Source organism: Nonomuraea sp. NPDC048916 (assembly GCF_040649575.1).
Lineage (GTDB): Bacteria > Actinomycetota > Actinomycetes > Streptosporangiales > Streptosporangiaceae > Nonomuraea.
In genome coordinates this window covers 302,296-326,454 of record NZ_JBEZFS010000003.1, presented here as the reverse complement: position 1 = coordinate 326,454, position 24,159 = coordinate 302,296, and the positions used below count along the sequence as shown (strand labels likewise).

The window sequence follows — 24,159 nt, the reverse complement described above, 5'->3', positions numbered from 1 at the left end:
TTTCGTCAGTCTCGGCTAACGTGCATATGTGCCCCCCGAGACAGTCGAGGTTCGTCGCAGTCCTCGTCGCCGGCGGACGGTTTCCGCCTACCGCGACGGCGACAAGACGATCGTGCTGCTGCCCGCCTGGCTCACCGGTGAAGACGCTGACGAATGGGTGAGCCGGATGCTCGATCGGCTGGCGGCCAAGGAGCGCCGAAGGCGGCCGACCGACGAGGATCTCCTCGCCCGGGCGAGGGAGCTGTCGCTGAAGTTCCTCGACGGCAAGGCCGAGCCGGTGAGCGTGCGCTGGGTCGACAACCAGCAGCACCGATGGGGCTCCTGCACACCGGAGAACGGAACGATCCGCATCTCGACGCGCCTCAAGGGCCTGCCGGAATGGGTGATCAACTACGTCGTGATCCACGAGCTGGTGCACCTGCTCGTGCCGAGCCACGGCCCCGCCTTCTGGAAGCTGGTGGAGCAGTATCCCAAGGCTGAGAGGGCGCGCGGGTTCCTCGAAGGGTTCTCCGCCGCCGGGCACTCCACACCGGAGGAATGTTGACGCGCGTCGTCGCGGTGCTGGCACGACAAAGCATGGCGAGAGCGGCGCCCGAGGGCGTCGCCCCCCGGACGTTCCTCGAGGCGATCGCCGAAGACACCTACGAGATGGTCGCGGGCCTGGAGCTCGTCACGCCGGTCCTGGTGACGAGTGTCCCGGAGCTCGAGGAGATCGTCTGGCCCGGCACCGAGGTGATCGTCGTCGACGAGGACACGCCGCTCGCCGGCGTCATCGGACGGCTGAAGGGCGAGCAGGCCGCCGTAGTCGCCGCCGACGCGCCCGACCTGCCGCCCCTGCTGATCGGCAAGTTGTTCCGCGAGCTGGGCCGCGCCCGGATCACGGTCTGCCCGGCCGAGCAGGGCGGAGCCGTGGCCCTGGCCTGCGGCCTTCCGCTGCCCGGCTGGGCGGATCCCGACCTCGACGACCCCGGCCTGGTGGCGACCCTGCGCGCCCGGGCTCCGGGCCCCCGCATGGTCGCCACGGGCCCGGGCTGGCACCGCCTGTGCACCCCTGCCGACCTCGACCGCCTCGACCCCGGCCTCGAGGGCTGGGACAACACCCGTGCCCTGATCAGGGCACGGTGAGCTCGGCGAACACCGCGCGATGGTCGGTTCCCGCCACCGTGTGCACGCTGACCTCCTTGACGCCCACGCGCTGGTCGACCAGCACGTGGTCGATCGTGATGATCGGGGGCACCCGCTTGTTGGCCGGCCACGTCGGGATCAGGCCCGCCCCCACCTGGTCGGCCGCGTCCTTGTAGCCGCGTGACAGCAGCCGCCGCATCGGGGCGTGGTCGACCGTGGCGTTGAAGTCGCCCGCGAGCACCCGCACCGTCTCGGCCGAGGCCGACGGCAGCGCCTCCAGTGCTTCGTTCCAACTCGTGACCTGGCGGCCCAGCGGCGGGTAGGGGTGCACGTCCACGAACTCGATCGCCTTGCCGCCCGGCAGCGACACCAGGGCCGCCGGCATGTTGTGCCCGACCGGCGGGACCAGGCCGTCGAGCGGCTGGACGGGATGTTTGGAGTAGATCCCGCTGCCTCCCGCGCTCCACTCGTCCTGGAGCACCCGATGCGGCATCAGGGTCTTCAGCCCCAGCGCGTCGAGCTCGTCGACCGCGCCAGGGGTCAGCTCCTGGGTGCTCAGCACGTCGGGATCGAAGCGGCGCACCAGGTCGACGACCATCTCCGCGTCGGCCCGGCCGAACAGCAGGTTGATCGTCATCACCTTGAACGGCCTGCCCGCCGTGGCCTCGGCCGTGCCAAGAGCCCGGGGAAGCACGCTGAAGCCGAAAGCCGTCGTCGTGAGCAGGGCGACCACGGTCGCGGCGCGCTTGCGGCCGACCGCGGCGATCAGCAGGGGGATCAGCGAGCCGGCGGCGGCGTACGGTGTGGCGGTCATGAGCTGTGTGGGCAGCGACCCCCGCTCCAGCCCCACCACCCTGGCCACGGCCCAGGCCGCGAACGGCGTGACCGCCAGCCAGGTCAGCACGCTGCCGGCGACCTTTCGGCGAGGTCCGCGCACGGGCGTCACGATCGTGCCACCGACAGGACTCTCGGCTGAGATGTCCACCTATCCCCCTTTGGAACGGTACGGACTCTAGCCGCGTGCGCGTGAACGCGATGTGAGAACCGCCCGGCCGCGCGCCGCCAGCCGGCGGGTGGCGTCGTCGGAGAGCTCGGGGATCTCGTCGACCGGGAACCAGCGCAGGTCGAGCGACTCCTCGCTGATCACCGCCTCGGCGTCGGCGGGCGCCACGGCGGCGTACTCGACGTCGAGGTGCCAGCTGTGGGGCGGATGGCACCAGACCTTGTGCCGGTCGAGCGCCAGCGGCCCGGGCAGCAGCTCCAGCCCGGTGATCCCGGACTCCTCGGTGGCCTCGCGCAGCGCGGCGGCGGCGAGCGTCGGGTCGGACGGCTCGCAGTGACCGCCCATCGGGAGCCACATCCCGGCCTTGGGATGGAGGGTGAGCAGCACGCGGGCGCCGTCGTGCGACAGCACCGCGGTGGTCGCCGTCAGGTGCCCGGGCACGCACTCGCGCCGCATCGCGTCGTGGTGGGAGCGCAGGTGGTCGAGGAACTCCTCGCGCAGCAGCTTCTCCTCGACGGTCGGCGCCACCCAGTCGGTCAGCACGGCAACCGCGTCGCGGTGCGAGCTCAACTCCCGTCGCCCTCGTCGTCGGGCTTGGCCTCGAGCTGTGAGATGTCCCACGTCGAGTCGCCGCGGACGAACGCCTCGGGATCGTCCAGATCGTCGGCGTGGGGCATGAGGTCGGGGTGTGACCAGAGGGCGTCGCGCTCGTCGATCCCGCGCGCGTCCTTCAGCGCCTGCCAGAGGGCCGCCGCCTCACGCAGCCGGCGGGGCCGCAGCTCCAGGCCGACGAGCGTGCCGAAGGTCAGCTCGGCCGGGCCGCCCGTCGCGCGACGCCGGCGTACGGTCTCCGCCAGCGCGCCGGCGGAGGGCAGCTTGCCGTCGGCGGCCTGGTCGACCACCGTGGCCACCCAGCCCTCGACCAGGGCGAGCATCGTCTCCAGGCGCGCCAGCGCGGCCTTTTGCCGCTCGGTCTCCTCGGGCTTGAGGAGCGCGCCGCCGCTCAGCGCCTCCTGGATCGCCGCCGGGTTGTTGATGTCGAGCCCGCGGATCTGCTCCTCCAGAGCGGACGTGTCGACCGTGATGCCCTTGGCGTATTCCTCCACCGCGCCGAGCAGGTGTGAGCGCAGCCACGGCACGTGCTGGAACAGCCGGTGGTGGGCCGCCTCGCGCAGCGCGAGGTAGAGCCTGATCTCGTCGGCGGGCAGCTCGAGGCCCTGGCTGAAGGAGGCGATGCCGCCGGGCAGCAGCGCGGCGGTGCCGGACAGCGGCAGGCCGATGTCGGTGGTGCCGATCACCTCGCGGGCGAGCGAGCCGAGGGCCTGGCCGATCTGCTGGCCGACCATCATGCCGCCCATCTGCTTGAGCATGCCCATCAACGGCCCGGCCATCTGCTGCGCCTCTGGCGGCAGGCCGGATCCGCCGAGCGCGCCGCCCATGGTGTCGACCATGCGCTCGGCGATCGGCTCGCAGAGTTTGCGCCACACCGGGATCGTGTTCTCGATCCATTCGGAACGGCTCCACGCCTGTGGGTTGGACACACCGCTGGGCAGTGAGGTCGCCTCGTTCAGCCAGAGGTCGGCGAGGCTCAGCGCGTCGACGATCTGACGGCGTTCGCCCTCCATGACGCTGGGATCGCCTTCGGCGACAACGGCGTGGCGGGCGATGTTCTTGGCCATGTCCCAGTTGACAGGGCCCGAACCCTGCGGCGCCGACAGCATGTCGGCGAACTGGCGCATCGCCTGAGCCATCTGCTCAGGGTTGCCGAACATGGCGAACGGGTTCTCGTTAGGGTCGTTTTCGCGACCTGGCAGGTCAGTCACCGCTCTACCTCGTGCAGGATGGAGGAGTCCACATCCGCAACGTTAGTCGTCCTACGGCGGATCAGTGCAAAGTGAGGACCTGGTGCCTACCTCGAAACGCCCGCGCCAACCAGTCGTAGCCGTTACCGGCGCGGCCTCAGGCCTAGGCCGCGAGCTGCTCGCAAGGCTCGTATCCTCCGCGGATTTCCGCAGGGTGGTGGCCATTGACGAGGAGCGCGGCGACATCCAGGAGGCCACGTGGAGAGTGATCGACGTGCGAGATCCGCTCTTGGCGAACCGGATCTCCGACATCGACGTGCTGGTCCATCTGGCCGGTGACTACGCGGTCGACTCCGTCCCCGGCGAGCGCCGGGCCTACAACCTGCGGGCGGCGCAGACCGTGCTGACCGCGTCCGCCGCCGCGCGCGTCCGCCGTGTGGTGCTCGTCACGAGCGCCATGGTGTACGGCGCCGCGCCGGAGAACGACGTGCCGCTGCCGGAGAACGCCGCGGTCGCCGCCGAGCCCGACACCGGCGTGGTGGGCGACTACCTGGAGATCGAGGCGCTGGTCCGCCGGGCGCTGCGCAGCCATCCCGGCCTCGAGGTGACCGTTCTGCGGCCGGCGGCGGTGGTCGGGCCGGGCGTCGACACGGTCATCACCCGGCATTTCGAGTCGCCCAGGTTGCTGACCGTCAAGGGCTGCTCGCCGCGCTGGCAGTTCTGTCACGTCGACGACCTGCTGTCGGCGCTGGTTCTGGCCGCGCGCGGCCTGGTGACGGGCGTGGTGGCGGTCGGCTCCGATGGATGGCTGGAGCAGGAGCAGGTCGAGGAGCTGTCCGGGCTGCGGCGTTTCGAGCTGCCCGCGGGCCTGACCTTCGGCACGGCCCAGCGCCTGCACCGGCTCGGCATCACCCCGGCCCCCGCGACCGACCTGCACTACGTGGTCTACCCGTGGGTCGTCGACTGCGCGGGGCTGCGCGAGTCCGGCTGGAAGCCCGCCTGGACGAACGAGGCCGCGTTCGAGCAGTTGCTGGAGCTCCGGGAGAACCGCACGACCGTGGTCGGCCGGCGGCTGCCGGTCAAGGAGGCCACGCTCACGGCGGCCGGAGCCACCGTCGCGGTCATCGGCACCGCGGCCATCGTCCGTCAAGTACGCAAGAAGCGGCGCCACTGACGCGGCATCGCGGGACATAATCTGTAGGCTCCTTACGTGGACGTCATCCGGTTGCTTGCCATTCGAGACACCGCGCTCTCCGTGGACGAGGTGCTGGCCGCCGTGGGCGACCACGCCGCGGGGGGCACCACGATCTTCGTCGGCACCGTGCGTGAGCAGGATCAGGGCAAGCCGGTGACCCGGCTCTCCTACTCGGCCCATCCCTCGGCCGTCGACGAGCTGCGGCGGGTGGCCGAGAAGGTCGCCGCCGACTTCTCCGTGACCGCGCTGGCCGCCGTCCACCGGGTCGGCGACCTGGAGCTCGGCGACACGGCGGTGATCGTCGCGGTGGCCTGCCCGCACCGCGACGAGGCGTTCAAGGCGTCCCGCCGGCTGATCGACGATCTCAAGTCCCAGGTCCCGATCTGGAAACATCAGGTGTTCACCGACGGGTCGGCCGAGTGGGTCGGTGCCTGCGAATAAGCTCGTCTCCATGTCACGACGCGCCTTGACCCTGCTGGTTTCGGGGTTCCTCGTGCTCGCGCTCGGCATCATCGGCGCCATCGCGAAGGTCCCGTACGTCGTGCTGAGTCCCGGGCCGACCGAGAACACGATCGGCGAGATCGACAAGAAGCCCGTGATCGCGATCAACGGGCATCAGACCTATCCCACCAGCGGCGCGCTGAGCCTGGTCACGGTGGCCTACCAGGGCGGCCCCAGCAGCCGGATCGATCTGCTGACCGCGCTGCGGGGTTGGATCGATCCGAGCGTCGCCGTCGTCCCCGAGGAGACGATCTTCCCCGACACCCGCTCGCAGAAGCAGGTCGAGGAGGAGAACACGGTCGAGATGACCAACTCCCAGGACTTCGCCACCGCCGCCGCGCTGACCGAGCTCAAGATCTCCTACACCACCGTCGTCTCGGTGGTGTCCACCGAGAAGGGCAAGCCCGCCGACGGCAAACTGAACCAGGGCGACGAGATCAACACGGTCGACGGCAAGAAGGTGACCGAGGTCAAAACCGTTGCCGACGCGGTTAAGTCGCATAAGCCAGGCGAAAACGTCACCTTCAACATCACCAGGGGCAAGGACCAGCTCGACGTGACCGTGCCGACCGTGGCCACCGCCGACGGCAAGGCGATCGTGGGCGTGGTCATGCAGTCCTCGTACAAGTTTCCGTTCGACGTCGACATCAACGTGGGCGACGTGGGCGGGCCGAGCGCCGGGCTGATGTTCTCCCTCGGGATCGTCGACAAGCTCACTCCCGGCGAGCTCACCGGTGGCAAGGACATCGCGGGCACCGGCACGATCACCCCGTCCGGCGAGGTGGGCGCGATCGGCGGCATCGCCCAGAAGATGGTCGGCGCCCGCAAGTCGGGCGCCTCGGTGTTCCTCACCCCGGCCGACAACTGCGACGAGGCCCTGCAGGCCGCGCCTGACGGGCTGCGACTGGTCAAGGCCGACACCCTGCACGGCGCGGTGCTCGCCCTCGACGCGTTGCGCACCGGGAAGGGCGCTGTGCCCTCGTGCAGCACCGGATGAAACTTCTGGCAGCCGTCGTACGTTAGCCGTATGGCTGGCCCTGCGGTGTAGGTTGCCAGACACGGACCGTTTGTTCATCACGACGAGGGGTTGGCCTTGAGCTTCCGGACCCCAGGAGCCGGCAGGGCGATGCGCTTGCCCCGCCGACCGCGACTGCTTCTGCCTGTCGCGATCGCACTTGTGGCGATCGTGGCGTTGTTCTTTCTGTTTTCCGGCTTCTATACCGACTATCTGTGGTTCGACGCGATCGACTACACGTCGGTCTTCTCCAGTGTGCTGCTGACCGAGATCGTGCTGTTCCTGGTCGGAGCGGTGCTGATGGTGGGCATCGTCGGCGGCAACATGCTGCTGGCCTTCCGGACGCGGCCGATGTTCGGCCCCGCCATGTTCGGCGGCGGCAGCGGCGCCGACCGCTACCGGATGGCGCTCGACCCCCACCGCAAGCTGATCTTCATCGTCGGCATGGGCATGCTCGCGCTCTTCGCGGGCTCGTCGTTCGCCGGGCAGTGGCCGACGTGGCTGAAGTTCGTCAACGGCCAGTCGTTCGGCAAGGTGGACGCGCTGTTCGGGTTCGACATCTCGTTCTTCGTGTTCGACTACCCGTTCATCCGGATGGTGCTGAACTTCCTGTTCACCGCGGTGATCATCTCGATCATCCTGTCGGCGATCACGCACTACCTGTACGGCGGGTTCCGGCTGCAGTCGCCGGGCGTGCACGCCTCCCGGGCCGCGCGGGCGCACCTGTCGGTGCTGCTCGGCGTGTTCGTGCTGCTCAAGGCCATCGCCTACTGGATCGACCGCTACGGTCTGGTCTTCTCCGACCGAGGCTTCGTCAACGGCGCGTCCTACACCGACGTCAACGCCGTGCTGCCGGCCAAGACGATCCTCGCGATCATCGCGCTGATCTGCGCCGCGCTGTTCTTCGCGGGCGTGATCAGGCCGGGCGGCATGCTCCCGGGCGTGTCCTTCGGCCTGCTGGTGCTGTCGGCCGTGCTGATCGGCGGCGTCTACCCGCTGCTGGTCGAGCAGTTCCAGGTCAAGCCCAACCAGCAGCTCAAGGAAGCCGCCTTCATCGATCGCAACATCGAGGCGACCCGCGAGGCGTACGGCGTCGCCGACGCCGAGATGATCGAATACACCGCCGAGGCCGACCCGACCAAGGTCAAGGCCAACGACGGCGACGCCTCCGTGTCCGGCGTGCGCCTGCTCGACCCCGCTCTGGTCTCCGCGACGTACGAGCAGACGCAGCGCATCCGCGGTTTCTACGGCTTCCCCGACCAGCTCGACGTCGACCGCTACCCCGACTCCACCGGCAAGACGGTCGACCACGTGGTGAGCGTCCGCGAGTTGCTCGGCCCGCCCGAGGGCCAGAACAACTGGATCAACAAGGCGCTCGTCTACACCCACGGCTACGGCTTCGTGGCCGCGCCCGGCAACGAGGTCGACTCGGGCGGCCTGCCCGACTACGACGCCAAGGACATGCCGGTCACCGGCCAACTGGCCTCCACGACCAAGCTGTCGGAGCCGCGCGTCTACTTCGGCGAGACCACCGCCGCCAACGAGTACGTCATCGCCGGCGGCAACCCCAACACCCCGCAGGAGCTCGACTACCCGGAGACGGGCGGCACCGGCCAGAAGAACACGACCTACACCGGCAAGGGCGGTGTCCCGGTCGGCTCGTTCATCAACCGGATGATGTTCGCCGCCAAGTACGGCGAGAAGAACATCCTGCTGTCGGGCGACGTCAACGACAACTCCAAGATCCTGTACGTGCGCAACCCGCGTGACCGGGTCCAGAAGGTCGCGCCGTTCCTGACGCTCGACGGCAACCCCTACCCGGCGATCATCGACGGCCGGATCACCTGGATCGTCGACGGCTACACGACCTCCAACGAATACCCCTACTCCCAGAGCGAGAGCCTGGGCGACATGACCCGTGACACAACGACCGACCGTCGCGTGGTCGCGCAGCAGCCCCAGGACCACATCAACTACATCCGCAACTCGGTCAAGGCCACGGTCGACGCCTACGACGGCACGGTCACGCTCTACGGCTGGGACGAGACCGACCCGGTGCTCAAGACCTGGAGCAAGGCCTTCCCCGGGATCATCCGCCCGGTCTCCGAGATGAGCCCCGACCTCAACAGCCACGTGCGCTACCCCGAAGACCTCTTCAAGGTGCAGCGCTACACGCTCTCGCGCTACCACATCACCAACGCGGGCGCCTTCTACAGCGGCCAGGACTTCTGGAACGTCCCCAGCGATCCGTCGCAGGGCGACCAGCAGACCAAGCAGCCGCCCTACTACCTGACGACCACGATGCCGGTCGGCAACGCCAAGCCGTCGTTCTCGCTGACGACGACGTTCGTGCCCAAGGAGGGCCCCAACCTGGCGGCCTTTATGGCGGCGGGCTCCACGGTCGGTGACGACTACGGCAAGCTGCGCATCCTGCGCATGCCGTCCAACACCGCCATCCCGGGCCCGGGCCAGGCCCAGAACAACTTCCAGAACAAGTTCTCCGGCGAGCTGGGCCCGCTCGGGCTGGGCCAGGCCAACGTCAGATACGGCAACCTGCTGACCCTGCCGTACGCCGGTGGGCTCATCTACATCGAGCCCGTCTACGTGCAGACCAAGGCCGGCACCGGGCAGGAGCCCTACCCCATCCTCAGGCGCGTCCTGGTGGCGTTCGGCAACAAGGTGGGATCGGGCGACAAGCTGGAAGACGCTCTGAAGCAGGTGTTCGGCGAGACCCAGCAGACCACCCAGACGCAGCCCGACCAGCAGACCCAGCCCAACCAGCAGATCACCGCGCTGACCCAGGCCATCACCACGGCGCAGCAGGCCTACGAGGACGCCCAGAACGCCCTCAAGGCCAACCCGCCGAACTGGGAGGAGTACGGGAAGGCGCAGAAGCGCCTGGACGACGCGCTGAAGGCGCTGCGCGACCTCGGCGCCGAGCCCGCGGCGACCGGCACGCCCAGCCCGTCACCGTCGGCCAGCCCATCGGCCACGCCGACCACGACACCGACACCCGCGCCCAGCCCCTAGCTGGGCGGGTAATCGGAGCCATTCGGTTTGCACCCACCCCGCACGGCCGATAGTCTTGGCACACACACCGACGCGGGGTGGAGCAGTTCGGTAGCTCGCTGGGCTCATAACCCAGAGGTCGCAGGTTCAAATCCTGCCCCCGCTACTCTGAGAAGGCCCTGGTCAACGGTTCGCCGGAGACCAGGGCTCTTTCTTTGGCACTTCGAACCTCCCGTGGTCGCCTCCGGACGCGGCGGCTTGCGGCCGGTCGTACCGATGGAGCCTCAGGCGCGTGGAGAGTTGGCCGGCACCTTTGGAGCCGCCGCTTGCCGGTTGACCTCTGCGGCCACACGATGGGCCCGCCAGCCGATGAGCAGCAGGCCGCCGATGAGGATCGTGAGCTGGGTCGCGATCATCGCGACTTCCACTACTTCGGACAGGTCGAACACGATGTCGCTGATCATGGAGGCGCCGATCACGGCGGCCAGCGCTCCCGCCATGCGCCGGAGCGGGCGCCTCATCCAGGTATGGGCGGCGTCCCAGGACTCGCGCGAGGCGAGCGTTTCGCGTGTGCGAAACCGTAGATCGTACTCTTTGTGAACGATTCCGGGCAGCTTGCTCAGGAGCGAGACGCGGACCAGATAGTCGCAATGGCTGCTGTTGCCCGACTGGATGCCGACGGTGCCCTGCATCACGTAGTCAGCGTGCTCCGTGCCAGGTGGTAGCGGGTACAACTCCCGAGAAGCAAGCGGCTCGCCACGCGGGAAGGCCGTGGTCTCCGGGAGAACGGAGACCACGGCCTTCGGCGGGCGGACGAGGTCTCAGACGATGGTGTCCGTCGGGCCGGTGAGGAACGTGACTCCGGCGCCGGCGAAGTTGGCCAGGTCGGCCAGTGCGGCCTTGCCCGCCTCGCTGCCCATGGCGGCGTTGAACGACTGCTCGTCGTCGAAGGTCAGCACCGCGGCCAGGTGGTAGGCGGGCCGTTCGCCCGTGGTGGGGCCGGGGCGGGTGGCGGTGTAGGCGCGCAGTCCGGGAAGGGTGGCCGCGAGCGGCGCGTGCGTCTCGTTGTAGTGCTTGTCGAAAGCCGCGGCGCTCTCGGGGTGGTTGTAGAGCGCGATGAGCTGGAATGCCACTGCCTGCCTCCAGAGTCGTGTCTGCGGTGACGATCGGCCTTCGGCCTGCTTCGATGAAACATCTCCCGTGCTCGCGGCGGAAGGCTCCGGCCACGTGTCGTTGGTGGCGGCACGGGTCCCGGCTCACGTCGCCGACGGCGAGAAACTCGACGATCATGGACTTCGCCGCGCCGGACGGGGTGCCGCGGGTGGGCGACTCGACGTGGACGGGGCTCTCGAAAGGACGCTCGATCCCGGCACTGCCCGAGGAGGTGAACGGGGAGATCAGGATGTCGCGGAAACGCCGGTGGGCACGGGGATTCCATCTCGAAATCTCAACTTTTGCGGCTCCATCTTGTAGCGCGCGAGCCCCCCCGGCATAGTGGGACAAATCACAACGCGCTTGTCGCAGCGAGCACACCTTGCACTTTTTGCCTCACTCAGGCCGTTCGACCATGCGCAGCCACACGCGCGGAATTGGACAGTACGCATGAGATCCGTCCCGCCGATCCGCTCCAAGATCCTCAGGATCCTCCTGGTGCCGCTGGTCTCGCTGGTCGCCTTGTGGGGATTCATTGCCTATTCGATGGTCGGCGAAACGTCCGGATTCGCGCAGAGCCGTGACGAATGGGACGTTGTCGGCGAGCCCACACGCGCGCTGATCGCCGAGATCCAGCGGGAACGCCAGCTCACCGCCGCGCGTGCCGGCCGTACCGCGGACGATCCGGAGCTCGCCGCGCAGCGGCAGCGCACCGACGGGGCGGGGGCCCGGATCCGGGATGTGGCGACCGCCGTGGGCGAGCAACACCCGATCGGCACCAAACCCGAGACCGTGCAGGCGCTCCTCGACGCGCTCGATGGACTGCCCGCGGTGCGCTCCGCCACCGACGAGGGGCAGATGACCCCGCTCACGGCGACGGAGAAGTACAGCGCGCTGATCAGCGTCGCCAACGGCCAGTTCGGCGGCGTGGAGCGGATCACGGAGATCTCCTCCTACCGGGTGCTGCGCGGCCTGTCCTCCTACAGCTCCGCCACCGAGTTCCTGGCCAGGGAGAACGCCATCCTGACGCCCGCGCTGACCCGTGGGGAGATGACCCGGGCCGAGCACGCGGCGTTCGTCACGGCGATGACCAGCCGCCGGCTCCAGCTGACCAACGCCGAGCGTGACATCGGCCCCGACCTGCGGGAGTGGCACGCGCAGCTCATCGCGACCCCCTCCTACCAGCGCTTCCTGACGGCCGAGGACGCCGTCTACAGCTGGCACACGCCCGGCAAGCTGCCGGTGTCCGCGAGCGCCTGGCAGCGCGACACCGAGGCCACGATCGCCGGGCTCAGGGGCAACGCCGACAAGGACCTGGCCCGCGCGACCGCGAAGGGCGAGGACCTCGTCGCGGCCGGCCTGCTCCGCATCTCGCTGGTCCTGGGGCTCGGCCTGCTCGCCGTGGTGTTGTCGATCGTGCTCTCCTACCGGTTCGGCCGGTCCATGATCAACGAGTTGAAGCGGCTGCAGGGCTCGGCCGTCGAACTGGCCGAGGTACGGCTGCCACAGCTCGTCGAGCGGCTGCGCAAGGGCGAGGACGTCGACCCCGCTGAGACCCCCGAGCTGGAACGCGCGCGGACCGCCGAGGTGGAGCGGGTCGCCCAGGCGTTCTCCGCCGTGCAGCGGACCGCGGTCGAGGCCGCCGTCGGCCAGGCCACCCTGCGCAAGAGCGTCGGCCAGGTCTTCCTCAACCTGGCCCGGCGTAACCAGGCGCTGCTGCACCGCCAGCTCAACCTGCTCGACGCGATGGAGCGCAAGGTCGAGGATCCGGAGACGCTGGAAGGCCTGTTCAAGCTCGACCACTTCACCACCCGCATGCGCCGGCACGCGGAGAACCTGATCATCCTGTCGGACGCGGCCCCCGGCCGGCGCTGGCGCGACCCGGTGCCCGTCTACGACGTGGTGCGCAGCGCGGTGCTGGAGGTCGAGGACTACACCAGGGTCACCATGCAGGCGATGCCCCAGGCTCCGCTGCTGGTCGGCGGCGCGGTGACCGACGTCATCCACCTGATCGCCGAGCTGGTGGAGAACGCCACGGTCTTCTCGCCGCCGAACACCATGGTGCAGGTGCGCGGCCTGACCGCGGCCAACGGCTTCGCCCTGGAGGTCGAGGACCGCGGCCTGGGCGTGAACCCGGCCACCCTGGAGCAGCTCAACGCCCTGCTGGCCGCCCCGCCGGAGTTCGACCTGGCGGGCAGCGACCGGATGGGACTCTTCGTGGTGTCGCGGCTCGCCGCCCGCCACGGGATCAAGGTCGTCCTCCGCCCGTCGCCGTACGACGGCACCACGGCGATCGTGATGTTGCCGTCGAGCCTGATCGCCGAATGCGGCGGCGCCGACACGCGGACCGAGGTCTCGCTGTTCGACGCCGGCCGATCCTCCACGGCCGCGCCCTCCTGGCCTGCTCCCCCGGCCGCCGGGGCACTCCGCACCGCGCCCGCCGTACGGACGCTGAACGCGGCCCCACCGGCCGGGCCATCGCCGGTCGGAACGGCGCCGGTCGGGGCGGCGACCGCGCCGCCGCCGGACACCGCCGACGACCTAGACGGCCTGCCGGTACGAGTTCGGCAGGCCAGCCTCGCACCACAACTACGCAAGCCGCATCCGCGGGATGAGCCCGACGTCACCACCCGCTCCCCCGAGGAGCTCCTCCGTGTCATGTCCTCCATGCAGGAAGGCTGGCGGCAGGGACGCGAGGAGGCCGAGTGGACCCACGACGCGCGGAACGGAAAGGACCCTCATGGCAGACCCGAGAACTGAGCTGAGCTGGCTGCTCGACGACCTCACCCAGCGTGTCGCGGGCGTACGGCACGCGATCCTGCTGTCCGCCGACGGTCTGACGATGGGCGGCTCACAGGGGATGTCCAGGGAGGACAACGAGCATCTTTCGGCCATCGCGGCCGGCAGCCACAGCCTGGCCATGGGCGCCGGGCGCCATTTCGGCCTCGGCGGAGTGCGCCAGACGATCGTCGAGCTGGAGGGCGGCTTCCTGTTCGTCACGGCCGCGGGGCAGGGCGCCCGGCTGGCCGTGCTGGCCGCGGGTGACGCCGAGCTCGGCCTGGTCACGTACGAGATGGCACTGCTCGTCAAGCGGGTGGGTGAGCACCTGTCCACGCAGCCGAGGGGAGCGGCCCCGGCGCCCGTATGGAACGGCACGAGCCCGTGACGGACGAGGATCCCGGGCCACTGGTCAGGCTGTTCGGGCTCACGGGCGGCCGAGCGCGACCGCCCGGCGAGACGTTCGACCTGGTGGCGATCGTGACGACGATCAGGCTGCCGTTCGAACCGGCCGGCCTGAACCCCGAGCACCAGACCATCCTGTCCGTCTGCCGCAGGCCGGCCCCGGTGGCCGACGTGGCCGCGCAGGTCGGCCTGCCGCTCAACATCACCCGCGTGCTGCTCGGTGACCTGCGGAGCGAGGGCCTGGTGACCATCGACCCGCCGAAGACCACCGACCAGACGATCGACGAACGCACCTACAGGGAAGTACTGCATGGAATTCGCAGGCTCTGACCGTCACCGGCCCGCTGGAAGGGCGCTCACCGCCGCGACCGCCTTGAAGATCCTGGTGGCGGGCGGCTTCGGTGCGGGCAAGACCACCCTGGTGGGCACGATCAGTGAGATCCGCCCGCTGCACACCGAGGAGCTGCTGAGCGACCGCGGCATGGGCGTGGACGACCTCTCGGGCGTCGAGACCAAGGTCACGACGACGGTTGCGCTGGACTTCGGCCGCATCACCATCCGTGAGGACCTCTGGCTCTATCTCTTCGGCACCCCCGGCCAGGATCGGTTCTGGTTCATGTGGGACGAGCTGTCGCTCGGCGCGCTCGGCGCCGTCGTCATCGCCGACACCCGCCGCCTGCAGGACTGCTTCCCGGCCGTCGACTACTTCGAGCAGCGCGGCCTGCCCTTCGTCGTCGCGGTCAACTGCTTCGACGGCGCCCGCCGCCACGATCCCGCGAAGGTACGGCGAGCGCTCGGCCTGGACGAGCTGACCCCGGTCGTCATGTGCGACGCGCGCAACCGGGCCTCGGTCAAGGATGTCCTCACCACCCTCGTCACGCACGCGGTGGGCGCGGCGTACCAGAGCGTGCCATGACCGGCGGCGCGGCGTCACCGGCCGCCTGGTCAGGTCACCGGGTCAGGGCCAGTACGGGCTGAGCAGGTCGAACTGGTTGGGCAGCCCGAGGCGGTAGCGCAGGTCGTCGGTGTCGTAGAGGGACTTGAACTGCGAGGGCAGGTAGAGGCTGAACAGCCTCGCCTTGGTGGCCGAGGAGCCGGCGGCGTCCAGGATGGCGTTCGCCGCCATCCGGCCGCCCTCGTTGGCGCCTTCCATCGTGGCCAGGTTGATGCTGTTGCGCACGTAGTCGGCGGCCAGGAACAGGTTGGGGATCTTCGTGGTGGCCTCCGGCCGGTCGGCCCACGAGCCGGTGGTGTTGATGAACAGGGGCTCGTCGTTGGCCACCGAGGGCGTGCCCTCGCCGGTGATCGCCGGGTCGACGAACCAGGAGTGCACCAGCGAGTCAGGCAGCACCGTCGCGCCGTTGGGCAGCGCGGCCCGCATCTGGGCCAGGCACTCCTGGACGATCTGCGGTCTCGTGCACTGCTTGGCGGTCTTGCCGAACAGGATGCCGGGGGTGTTCCAGTCGGACAGGTCGATGGACAGGCAGTCCTTCACGGTGCCGTCGCCGTAGGTCGTGGGGAAGTTGTTCTGCCAGAACTGCGCCTGGCTGATCGAGGTCAGCGCCCAGGGGGTGCCCGCGTAGATCAGGTGGCCCTCGGCGATCGGGCGCGGCTCCTTGAGGTAGATCATCACCCCGTTCATCCAGTCGGTGGTGAGGCCGGCGAGCCGGGCGAGCGCGGGGTCGGCCGCCTTCATGGAGGTGGTGATCAGCGGCTGGATCCGCTCGATCGGCAGGGCCAGCACGTAGTGGTCGGCGGTGACCGTGCCGGAGGCGCCTGACGGGTCGCTGACCTGCACGCCGGTGATGCGGCCGCCGGAGTAGGTGATGCCGGTGGCGGTCCAGCCGACCCGCAGGTCGACGCCGAGGCCGCCCAGGTAGCCGACCCACGGGTCGATGAACACCTCGTTGGTGGGGCCGTTGAGCACCTGGTCCGGCGGGCCGTACGGGCCGAGACCGAGGGCGCTGAAGGCCAGCGCCTCGAACATCAGGCCCATGGTGCGGGTGTTGGCCTTGTCGGGCTGGGCGGCCACCAGGGAGGCGGTGAACATCTTCACCAGTAACTCGCGGTAGCCCTCCGACATCCTGGAGGCCTTGATGAAGTCCGCGAAGCCCATGTTCTCCCACTGGCCGAGGCGGCGGCGGGGGCCACTGGTGGCGAAGGCGACCAGTTTGGAGATGAAGAACTCGACCTCGAGGATCGGCACTTCGCCTGCCAGCGTGGCCGCCGCGCGTAAGTAGTTCTTGAGGGAGTCGGGGGTGAGGACGCCGTCGATGCTGCCGGGCACCGGAATGTTGATCTCCCTGCCCCGGTAGGCGATCACCTCGAGGCTCGCGGACACGAGGTTGTCGCGTACGCTGCCGCCGCCCGCGCGTGGGATGCGGCTCATCGTGTCAGGGAGGTTCTGGTAGAAACCGGGGAAGAACCGGAATCCGTGTTCACCGGGCAGGTCACGGCGCCCGTCGGCGGCCGTGCCCGGCACCGGGATGCTGCGGCACTTGCCGCCGAGGGCCTTGCGTTCGTAGACCGTGACCTGGAAGCCACGCTCGGCCAGTTCCTGTGCGGCGCTCAGTCCGCCCATCCCGCCACCGAAGATCGCGACCCGCTGGCCGGCCGAGGCCGGCACCAGTGAGGGCGCCGCCGCTTTCGCCCCCGGCGCTCCCGCCAGAGGTCCCACCACCGCGCCCGCCGCCGCGGCCATGGAACCGGCGATCAGCTCACGCCGGCCGATCCCTGCCCGCGTGCCGCCCTGCTCCTGCTCAGCCATCGAACCTCCCGCATAACCGACACCTCTGTTGGTTCAGTTACGCGGAACGATGAAGCCCAGGATCGCTTCTGTCAATACGTGCTGTGCGTGAACGCAACCGATCACTTACCGGCGGGCTCGCCCGGCTCGGCGGGAAGCTGGGACAGCCCGCTCCACAGCACCCGCATGGCCGCCTCGACCAGGTCGGCGCGCGGCACCTCCGGATGCCTCATCCACCACTGGGCCAGCCCGTCGGTGCCGGTGATCAGCAGCTCGACCACCGCCTCGGTGATCAACGCGCCCGGATCGAGGCCCAGGCGGCTCAGGTCGCGGGCCAGCATCGCGGCCACCGCCCGGGTGCGGGCCTCCCTGATGCCCCAGCGCACGGCCTTGATCTCCGGGTCGTCCTCGTCGGTGCGGTCGAACAGCAGGCAGCGAGCCTCGGGCCGATCTTCGGCGAAGCTGAAGTAGGCGTCGAGGGTGGCGCGCAGGCGGTGGCCTGGGGACCCGGAGCCGGTGATCCGCGCGCCCACATGCGCGACCAGCAGGGCGTTCTGCTCCTGGAGGACCGTGATCAGCAGCACCCGCTTGGACGGGAAGTGGTCGTAGAGCACCGAGCGGGTCACGCCGGCCGAGGTCGCGATCTCCTCCATGGCGCTGGCGTGGTAGCCGCGGGCGGCGAACACGGCGAGCGCCGCCTCGGTGATGCGCGCCCGGCGCGCGGATCCCGCCATTCGCCTCTTCGGCTCCCTGACATCCACGCCCGCACCCTACCCGTTGACTCGCGGGATCCGACGGCTTACCGTCCACAATAACCGACACCCCAGTCGGTTACCCAGCCTGGAGGTCGGATGGCCGAGCGAGTCGACGTCGTCATCGCCGGGGCACGGTGTGCCGGATCCGCCACGGCGACCGCGCTGGCCCGGAAGGGCCGGCACGTGCTCGCCCTCGACCCGGCCCGCATCCCGTCGCCGACCGTCTCCACCCACCTGCTCTTCGCCGGCGGCGTCGCCGAGCTCTCCCGCCTCGGCGCGCTGGACCGCGTGGAGAAGATCGGCGCCCCGCGGCTGCCGCACGCCTTCATCGGTGGTCCCGGCCTCGCCGCGCGCGGCGAGTACACCCCCGTCGACGACCTCGACTACGGCCTGTGCGTACGCCGGGCGCCCCTGGACCAGGCACTCGTGGAGACCGCCCGGGAGAGCGGGGCCGAGGTGCGCGAGGGCCACCGCGTCAGCGGGCTGCTGTGGGACGGCGGCCGGGTGGCGGGAGTGCGCGCCCGCGACCACGACGGCAAGGACTACGAGGTGCGCGCGTCTCTCGTCATCGGCGCCGACGGCCGGCGTTCCACCGTCGCCCGGCTGGTCGGCGCCGCGCGCCCCCGCCTCACCCACCCGAACGGCAGGGCCTGCTACTACGCCTACTACGAGGACCCCCGCCAGGAGTGGCGCTCGACGGCGGCGATGTGGCTCACCGGTCGCGAACTGGGCAACGCCTTCCCCTGCGACGGCGGACTGACCATGGTGCTGCTGATGCCCCCGGTCGACCGCGTCGCCGACTTCCGGGGCAACCTGGAGGCCGAGTTCGACCGTACGGTGAGCCTGGTGCCGGGACTGGCCGAGCGGCTGGACGGTTGCGTCAGAGTCTCGAAGATCGTCAGCTCCGCCGAGCACCCGTCCTACTTCCGGAGCTCCACCGGACCCGGCTGGGCTCTGGCGGGCGACGCCGGGCACTTCAAGGACCCGGTGACCGCCCAGGGCATCCGCGACGCCCTGCGCTTCGGGCGCCTGCTCGGCGAGGCCGCCGCCACCGCCCTCGACGATCCCGCCTCGCTCGACCGGGCCGTACGGGCCTGGGAACGCGGGCGGAACGTGGAATGCGTCCACACCTACCACTGGACCAACCTGCTGGGCAGGGGTGACGGCCTGGCCCATGTCCAGTTCGAGCTCCTCCGGGCGCTGGTCAACCGTCCGGCCGGGGTGCGCGAGGTGCTCGAGGTCTACTCCCGCCTGCGCGACCCCCGCGAGACGCTGGCCCTGCCCGGCCTGGCCGGTGCGACCCTGAAAGCCCTGCGCCTGCATCCTGACGCCCGGGCCGAAATCCTGACGGGCACCGCGCGAGCCGGCCGGGCTCTGGCCGTCTCGCATCTCGAGACCCGCCGCCTCCTCGCCTGAGCAGCCGCACGGCACACGAGGCACACGAGGCACCGGACACGAAAAGGGCCGGGCGCGATGGTCGCGCCCGGCCCTACTCAGAAGGATCCGCGGGAGATCCTGCGCCGGCGGCAGGATCTCCCGCGTCAGACCTCCCGGCTCAGAGCCCGGCTGAGGCGTTCGTTCGCCCGCCGGACCTCGCGCCGCGCCCGCTGCACGCGTCGGACGCGTGCGATCAGGCGCTGCTCCTCCGCCTCGCGGTGGAGCGTTTGTATTCGGTCGTTTACCAGATCATGGTAGAGATACGGCAGTTCGAAGCCTCTGGTGAAGTACGTGCTCATCTGTCTGTCTGCTTTCTCGTTCGATGGTGCGTGTTCAGGCAGCGACCGGGTGCTTCCGCGGGCGACCCCTGGGCCGCTTGCGGGGCACGATGGCTCCCCGGAGGATCAGCTCGCCACCCCAGACGCCCCAGGGCTCCTCGCGCTCCAGCGCGCGGTCCAGGCAGGCCTTCTGGATCGGGCAGCCGCCGCAGAGCGCCTTGGCGAACTCGACGTCCTCCGGCGACTCGGCGAACCACAGGTCGGGGTCGGTACGACAGGGGATCTTGGCTTCGTCGATCAGGTCCATGATCGTCTTCGCCCCCATCTTGTTTCTCCTTCTGATCGATCTTTTTGATCTTGTTCGGGCACCTCGTGGGTGGTGGGGGGATCACGGAAAACAAAGAAGCCGCGGATCCTGTGTGCGGATCCGCGGCCTGGGGGCTGCTCTTGTGCCGGTCAGGTTATGACCGGAGCATCCCTCCAGGGTTGCGGACCACGCATTCCACCCTTGGTGATCTGCCGGGTCGGCACTTCGGCGCCTGCGAAGAAGACGGGCGCGCTCTCAGCGCGGGCGCCCAGGTGGGCGAGCGCATAGGCGGTGGCCTGGCTACGGGCAGACTGGTGCTGCCGCAGTCTGGCCGGCCCATCGACGAGCCTCACCGAATTACGGCATGCGGACGTGAGCCACGGCGTGGCCGACACCTTGATGCTGATCACTGGGACTCACCTCCACTCTGGGACAGTCGGACAGGAGCGTCCGACTTGCTTGACCATGACCCTAAACCGGGAACCCGGGACCCGGCAACATATTTTCTACCTGCGATTTCATGACCTTGTGCGGCGAATCAAGGCTTCCTGGACGACCGAGACGACGAGGTCACCCGACGCGGTGAACATCTCACCCCGGGCGAGCCCTCGCCCCATGCCCGCCCACGGCGACTCCTGGGCGTAGAGCAGCCAGTCATCGGCCCGGAACGGCCGGTGGAACCACATGGCGTGGTCGAGTGAGGAACCCTGCACGTCGGAGGCGCCCCACGCCATGCCGTGGGCGAGCATGATCGTGTCGACCAGCGTGAAGTCGGACGCGTAGGCGGCCAGCACCACGTGCAGCAGCGGGTCGTCGGGCAGCTCGGCGTGGTAGCGGAACCACACGTTGGTCTGGGCGCTCTTCAGCGCGGGATTCCGGTAGGCCTCCCAGGTCAGCGGCGAGGCGTAGCGGGCGTCGACCGGGCGTGGCCGCGACAGCCAGTCGCGGTATTCGGGCGCGTCGCCGACCAGGCCGAACATCTGGTCCTGGAACATCGGCAGCGTCTCGGGATCGGGGACCTCCGGCATCACGGACGCCTGGTGCTCCACGCCCTCCTCGAAGATGTGGAAGGACGCGGACATCGTGAAGATGGCCTTGCCGTGCTGGATGGCCATGATCCGGCGGGTGTTGAACGACCGCCCGTCGCGCAGCCGCTCGACGTTGTAGACGATCGGGATGGACGGGTCGCCCGGCCTGATGAAGTAGGCGTGCAGCGAGTGCACGGTCCTGTCCTCCGGCACCGTGCGGCCGGCCGCGACCAGCGCCTGCGCGGCCACCTGTCCCCCGAACACGCGCTGGATGCGCTCCTCCGGGCTGCGGCCGCGAAAGATGTCGAGCTCGATCTGCTCCAGGTCGAGCAAGTCGAGGAGCTCCTTCAGCGCCTCGTTCACGGGTCCCCCTCGCGATAACCGTCTATTGGCAAGTCTGACTTGTCGCCCACACCACACCAAACTCGCCCAACGTATGATGGCGCGCCTTCATTTCGGTCCCGTTACGACGCGCGTCAGCCGCCGGCCGAACGGCAGAGCCCCAGGACCGCCTCGCCGTAGCGGTCGACCTTGACGCGGCCGATGCCCGCGATCGACAGCAGCTCCTGCTCGCTCGCCGGCACCCGCTCGGCGATCGCCTGCAACGTCACATCCGTGAAGACGACGTACGGCGGGACCTTGGCCTCCTTGGCGGCCGCCGTGCGCCACGCCTTCAGGCTCTCCAGCAGGGCCTCGTCGTAGTCGGCCGGGCAGGTGGCGCACCGGCCCAGCTTCTGCTCCGCGGCGGCCGTCAACGTCTTGGCGCACACCCGGCAGCTCACCGGGGCCGCGACCTGGCGGCGCTCGCGGGTGGCCGAGGCGGCTCGCGGCGGGGCGGAGGCACGACCGGTCAGGCCGTCGAGGAACCTGGACGGCCGGCGCCCCTTGCGCCCGCCGGGCGAGCGGGCCAGGGCCCATGACAGCGACAGGTGCTCGCGGGCACGGGTGATGCCGACGTAGAGGAGGCGGCGCTCCTCCTCGATCTGCTCGGGCGTCTCCGCGTAGATGATCGGGATCATGCCGTCGGTGAGGCCGACCAGGAAAACGGCGTCCCACTCCAGGCCCTTGGCGGCGTGCAGGGAGGCCAGCGTGACGCCCTCGACCGGCGGGGCGTGCTGCTCGGAGGCGCGGCGCTCCAGCTCGGCGACGAACTCCGGCAGCCCGGCCCCGTCGGCCGCCATGTCCTCGGCCAGGTCGGCCAGCGCCTTCAGCGACTCCCACTTCTCCCGTGCCTTGCCGCCGCCGGGTGGCTCCGGGGTGAGGCCGACCCCCGCCAGGATGTGGTGGACCTCCGAGGCGAGCGGCTCGCCGGACGCGGACCTGGCCGCGCCCCGCAGCAGGACGACCGCCTGGCGCACCTCCGGCCGCTCGAAGAAGCGTTCGGCGCCGCGCAGCACGTAGGGGATCTCCGCCTTCGACAGTGCCGACTCGTACGCCTCGGACTGCGAGTTGGTGCGGAACAGGACGGCGATCTCGCGCGAGGCGACGCCCCGGTCGAGCAGCTTCCTGATGGCGCGGGCGACCCCGGCGGCCTCGGCCGGCTCGTCGTCGTAGTCGTGGAAGACCGGTCTCGGCCCGTCGGGCCGCTGGGCGACGAGCCGCAGCCGGTGGGGCGACCTGCCCTTGGCGATGACCAGGTTGGCGAGGTCGACCACCTGCGGGGTGGAGCGGTAGTCGCGGACCAGCTGGATCACGGCGGCGCCGGGGTGCTCGACGGCGAACCCGGTCAGGTAGCGGGGGGTGGCGCCGGTGAAGGAGTAGATGGTCTGGTTGGGGTCGCCGACCACGCACAGGTCGTCGCGGCCGCCGAGCCAGGTGTCGAGCAGCAGCTTCTGCAGCGGGTTGACGTCTTGGTACTCGTCGACCACGAAATAGCGGTATTGGCCGCGGATCTGCGCCGCCACCTCCTGGTGCTCGGTCATCACCGCGGCGGTCAGCTCCAGGATCGTCTCGAAGTCGACCAGGTGCCGCTCGCGCCTGATCTGCTCGTACGTCTCGTAGAGAACGGCCACCTGGTCGGCGGGCACCGGGGGGGTGCGGTGGTGCTTGCCCGCGGCCGCGACGTAGTCTTCCGGCCCGATCTGGGTGACCTTGGCCCACTCCACTTCGGCCGCGATGTCCCGCAGCTCGGACCGATCCGGATTTTTCCGGATCCGGCGGCAGGCCTCCACCAGCACCGGCAGCTTGGACTCGATCACCGAAGGCGCCTCGCCACCGATCACCCGTGGCCAGAAGTAGGTGAGCTGCCGCAGCGCCGCCGCGTGGAACGTGCGTGCCTGCACCCCCGGCGCGCCCAGCGCGCGCAACCGCTGCCGCAGCTCGCCCGCCGCCCGCGTGGTGAAGGTCACGGCGAGCACGCTCGGCGCGTCGACCACCCCGCTGCGCACCGCGTGAGCGATGCGGTGGGTGATGGCCCTGGTCTTGCCGGTGCCGGCACCCGCGAGGACGCACACCGGCCCGCGCACGGCCTCGGCCACCTCGCGCTGCTCCGGATCCAGCCCGGTCAGCACGTCGTTCACGTCGCTCACCTGTCAATCCTCCCAGCCGGTGGCGGTGCGGTGCTCCATTCTGGCAACATGCCGCCCGTCGCCTCTTTCGGGTCGCCGAGATGCGAGAACTGGTCACTTCCCTCACAATGGGGCCCGACCATGTCCATGGGGAAAGGGAACGCTGTGCGATTTGCGGTTTCCGCCGGCGCGCTCGCGCTCGCAACCGTCGCGCTCACACCGGTGACCGCACACGCGACCATCGGGCCCACTCCCGGGCCCGAGGTGACGATGCCGACCGACCCGTCCGGACTGGGCGGCCTGTCGTTCGAGACGGTCTCCTACGCCTCGCAGCGCCGCCAGGACATGGACGTCTGGTGGACCTCCCAGGGCACGCAGCGCCCGGGCGTCTTCCTCGTTCACGGCGGCTGGTGGTCCAGCGGCGACAAGAGGGGCATGAGCGAGATCGCGCGGAGCTACGCCGAGCTCGGCTACACCGTCTTCAACATCAACTACCGGCTCACCAGCCAGGCGGCCTGGCCCGCGCAGCGCACCGACGCCCTGGCCGCGATCGCGATGGCCCGCAAGCACGCCGAGCGCTGGTCGTTCGACCCCAAGAACTACGTGGTGGTGGGTTTCTCCGCCGGCGGGCACATCGCGGGGGCGGTCGGCACCTACGGCGACGGCCTCAACGGGCTCAAGGGGGTCGTCGGGCTGTCCCCGATCGTCTCCCCGCTGCGCGCCTACTCCGACGGCGCGGCCAGCACCGACCCCTACAAGCGCAAGCTCCGCACGTCCGCGATCAAGCTGGCCGGCGGCTGCGCCCCCAAGGGCAAGTGCTCGCGGATCTGGGCCAGCATGGAGATCGCCTGGCACGCCAGCCGCAAGGACGCGCCGATGCTGACCATCCACTCGCAGGACGAGTTCGTCCCGGCCACGCACAGCCAGGTGCTCAAGGAGATGCTCGGCCAGGCCGGTGTGCCGGTGACGATCTTCACGATGCCCGGTGTGTCGCACAGCTCCGCCCTCTACCGCGAAGAGGGCGTGGCGGAGCGCGTGCAGCGGTGGATCGCCGACCGCATCGGTTAGGGATTACCAGGCCGTTCCCCGTTGTTGCACCGAACGCCTGTTTCCTTT

At 69.9% G+C, this 24,159-nt stretch carries 24 protein-coding genes and 1 tRNA gene; 13 read left to right on the top strand and 12 right to left on the bottom strand.

The window, feature by feature from the left end:
- Window positions 1-28 precede the first annotated feature (28 nt).
- Both AB0C16_RS04485 and AB0C16_RS04480 read left to right on the top strand, forming a co-directional pair.
- Window positions 29-544 carry a M48 family metallopeptidase gene (locus AB0C16_RS04485; RefSeq protein ID WP_357678771.1) on the top strand — a complete coding sequence of 172 codons (516 nt, stop codon included), beginning with the start codon at window positions 29-31 and terminating at the stop codon, window positions 542-544.
- Window positions 538-1,125, top strand: coding sequence for a hypothetical protein (locus AB0C16_RS04480; RefSeq protein ID WP_357678769.1), 588 nt, complete (start codon window positions 538-540; stop codon window positions 1,123-1,125). Before AB0C16_RS04485 ends, AB0C16_RS04480 begins: the two co-directional genes overlap by 7 nt.
- Here AB0C16_RS04480 and AB0C16_RS04475 read toward each other — a convergent pair.
- Genes AB0C16_RS04475 through AB0C16_RS04465 form a run of 3 tightly spaced genes read right to left on the bottom strand, consistent with a single transcriptional unit; the run spans window position 1,112 to window position 3,900 of the window.
- Window positions 1,112-2,110 (bottom strand): endonuclease/exonuclease/phosphatase family protein, encoded by a 999-nt coding sequence (locus tag AB0C16_RS04475; RefSeq protein ID WP_357678767.1) that lies wholly within the window; start codon window positions 2,108-2,110, stop codon window positions 1,112-1,114. The two genes, AB0C16_RS04480 and AB0C16_RS04475, sit on opposite strands and share 14 nt — an antisense overlap.
- Before the next feature lie 27 nt (window positions 2,111-2,137).
- Window positions 2,138-2,698: an NUDIX domain-containing protein gene (locus AB0C16_RS04470; RefSeq protein ID WP_357678765.1), complete on the bottom strand. Its 561-nt coding sequence runs from the start codon at window positions 2,696-2,698 to the stop codon at window positions 2,138-2,140.
- A complete protein-coding gene (locus AB0C16_RS04465) occupies window positions 2,695-3,900 on the bottom strand; it encodes a zinc-dependent metalloprotease (RefSeq protein WP_357678807.1) in 1,206 nt (401 codons plus the stop codon). Before AB0C16_RS04465 ends, AB0C16_RS04470 begins: the two co-directional genes overlap by 4 nt.
- Before the next feature lie 130 nt (window positions 3,901-4,030).
- Between AB0C16_RS04465 and AB0C16_RS04460 the strand changes: the two genes are divergently transcribed.
- The 5 genes from AB0C16_RS04460 to AB0C16_RS04440 all read left to right on the top strand — a co-directional run bounded on the left by AB0C16_RS04460 (window position 4,031) and on the right by AB0C16_RS04440 (window position 9,816).
- The gene (locus AB0C16_RS04460; RefSeq protein WP_357678805.1) at window positions 4,031-5,104 is read left to right on the top strand and encodes an NAD-dependent epimerase/dehydratase family protein; all 1,074 of its coding nucleotides are present in this window, start codon (window positions 4,031-4,033) and stop codon (window positions 5,102-5,104) included.
- Window positions 5,105-5,140: 36 nt separating this feature from the next.
- Window positions 5,141-5,566: a molybdenum cofactor biosynthesis protein MoaE gene (locus tag AB0C16_RS04455; RefSeq protein WP_357678763.1), complete on the top strand. Its 426-nt coding sequence runs from the start codon at window positions 5,141-5,143 to the stop codon at window positions 5,564-5,566.
- A 10-nt stretch (window positions 5,567-5,576) separates the two neighbouring features.
- The gene (locus AB0C16_RS04450; protein ID WP_357678762.1) at window positions 5,577-6,623 is read left to right on the top strand and encodes a PDZ domain-containing protein; all 1,047 of its coding nucleotides are present in this window, start codon (window positions 5,577-5,579) and stop codon (window positions 6,621-6,623) included.
- Window positions 6,624-6,752: 129 nt separating this feature from the next.
- Window positions 6,753-9,671, top strand: coding sequence for a UPF0182 family protein (locus AB0C16_RS04445; RefSeq protein WP_357678760.1), 2,919 nt, complete (start codon window positions 6,753-6,755; stop codon window positions 9,669-9,671).
- Between the two features lie 71 nt (window positions 9,672-9,742).
- Window positions 9,743-9,816 (top strand) — tRNA-Met (locus tag AB0C16_RS04440).
- 118 nt (window positions 9,817-9,934) lie between these two features.
- Here AB0C16_RS04440 and AB0C16_RS04435 read toward each other — a convergent pair.
- Together AB0C16_RS04435 and AB0C16_RS04430 are read right to left on the bottom strand one after the other, a co-directional pair.
- A complete protein-coding gene (locus tag AB0C16_RS04435; RefSeq protein ID WP_357678758.1) occupies window positions 9,935-10,345 on the bottom strand; it encodes a hypothetical protein in 411 nt (136 codons plus the stop codon).
- A gap of 126 nt (window positions 10,346-10,471) precedes the next feature.
- Window positions 10,472-10,783: an EthD family reductase gene (locus tag AB0C16_RS04430; RefSeq protein ID WP_357678756.1), complete on the bottom strand. Its 312-nt coding sequence runs from the start codon at window positions 10,781-10,783 to the stop codon at window positions 10,472-10,474.
- A gap of 469 nt (window positions 10,784-11,252) precedes the next feature.
- Between AB0C16_RS04430 and AB0C16_RS04425 the strand changes: the two genes are divergently transcribed.
- Genes AB0C16_RS04425 through AB0C16_RS04410 form a run of 4 tightly spaced genes read left to right on the top strand, consistent with a single transcriptional unit; the run spans window position 11,253 to window position 14,901 of the window.
- Window positions 11,253-13,562, top strand: coding sequence for a nitrate- and nitrite sensing domain-containing protein (locus AB0C16_RS04425; protein ID WP_357678754.1), 2,310 nt, complete (start codon window positions 11,253-11,255; stop codon window positions 13,560-13,562).
- The gene (locus tag AB0C16_RS04420) at window positions 13,543-13,968 is read left to right on the top strand and encodes a roadblock/LC7 domain-containing protein (RefSeq protein ID WP_357678752.1); all 426 of its coding nucleotides are present in this window, start codon (window positions 13,543-13,545) and stop codon (window positions 13,966-13,968) included. Before AB0C16_RS04425 ends, AB0C16_RS04420 begins: the two co-directional genes overlap by 20 nt.
- Window positions 13,965-14,315, top strand: a complete 351-nt coding sequence (locus tag AB0C16_RS04415) for a DUF742 domain-containing protein (protein ID WP_357678750.1) — start codon at window positions 13,965-13,967, stop codon at window positions 14,313-14,315. The genes AB0C16_RS04420 and AB0C16_RS04415 overlap by 4 nt, the downstream gene beginning before the upstream one ends.
- The gene (locus AB0C16_RS04410; RefSeq protein WP_357678748.1) at window positions 14,296-14,901 is read left to right on the top strand and encodes an ATP/GTP-binding protein; all 606 of its coding nucleotides are present in this window, start codon (window positions 14,296-14,298) and stop codon (window positions 14,899-14,901) included. Before AB0C16_RS04415 ends, AB0C16_RS04410 begins: the two co-directional genes overlap by 20 nt.
- 42 nt (window positions 14,902-14,943) lie before the next feature.
- Here the strand turns inward: AB0C16_RS04410 and AB0C16_RS04405 are convergent, their stop codons facing one another.
- Complete coding sequence (locus tag AB0C16_RS04405) at window positions 14,944-16,752, bottom strand: FAD-dependent oxidoreductase (RefSeq protein WP_357678746.1); 1,809 nt, start codon at window positions 16,750-16,752, stop codon at window positions 14,944-14,946.
- Between the two features lie 101 nt (window positions 16,753-16,853).
- Complete coding sequence (locus AB0C16_RS04400) at window positions 16,854-17,465, bottom strand: TetR/AcrR family transcriptional regulator (protein WP_357678745.1); 612 nt, start codon at window positions 17,463-17,465, stop codon at window positions 16,854-16,856.
- A 117-nt stretch (window positions 17,466-17,582) separates the two neighbouring features.
- Between AB0C16_RS04400 and AB0C16_RS04395 the strand changes: the two genes are divergently transcribed.
- Window positions 17,583-18,902, top strand: a complete 1,320-nt coding sequence (locus AB0C16_RS04395) for an NAD(P)/FAD-dependent oxidoreductase (RefSeq protein WP_357678743.1) — start codon at window positions 17,583-17,585, stop codon at window positions 18,900-18,902.
- 125 nt (window positions 18,903-19,027) lie between these two features.
- Here the strand turns inward: AB0C16_RS04395 and AB0C16_RS04390 are convergent, their stop codons facing one another.
- From AB0C16_RS04390 to AB0C16_RS04370, 5 genes are all read right to left on the bottom strand, one after another.
- A complete protein-coding gene (locus tag AB0C16_RS04390; protein WP_357678741.1) occupies window positions 19,028-19,222 on the bottom strand; it encodes a hypothetical protein in 195 nt (64 codons plus the stop codon).
- Window positions 19,223-19,256: 34 nt separating this feature from the next.
- Window positions 19,257-19,526: a WhiB family transcriptional regulator gene (locus tag AB0C16_RS04385; RefSeq protein WP_357678739.1), complete on the bottom strand. Its 270-nt coding sequence runs from the start codon at window positions 19,524-19,526 to the stop codon at window positions 19,257-19,259.
- 131 nt (window positions 19,527-19,657) lie between these two features.
- Window positions 19,658-19,918 (bottom strand): hypothetical protein, encoded by a 261-nt coding sequence (locus AB0C16_RS04380; protein ID WP_357678737.1) that lies wholly within the window; start codon window positions 19,916-19,918, stop codon window positions 19,658-19,660.
- A 108-nt stretch (window positions 19,919-20,026) separates the two neighbouring features.
- The gene (locus AB0C16_RS04375; RefSeq protein ID WP_357678736.1) at window positions 20,027-20,899 is read right to left on the bottom strand and encodes an acyl-CoA thioesterase II; all 873 of its coding nucleotides are present in this window, start codon (window positions 20,897-20,899) and stop codon (window positions 20,027-20,029) included.
- A gap of 113 nt (window positions 20,900-21,012) precedes the next feature.
- On the bottom strand, window positions 21,013-23,055 hold the full coding sequence (locus tag AB0C16_RS04370; protein WP_357678803.1) for an ATP-dependent DNA helicase UvrD2: 2,043 nt from the start codon (window positions 23,053-23,055) through the stop codon (window positions 21,013-21,015).
- 153 nt (window positions 23,056-23,208) lie between these two features.
- Between AB0C16_RS04370 and AB0C16_RS04365 the strand changes: the two genes are divergently transcribed.
- Complete coding sequence (locus AB0C16_RS04365) at window positions 23,209-24,111, top strand: alpha/beta hydrolase (protein ID WP_357678734.1); 903 nt, start codon at window positions 23,209-23,211, stop codon at window positions 24,109-24,111.
- Window positions 24,112-24,159: the final 48 nt, after the last annotated feature.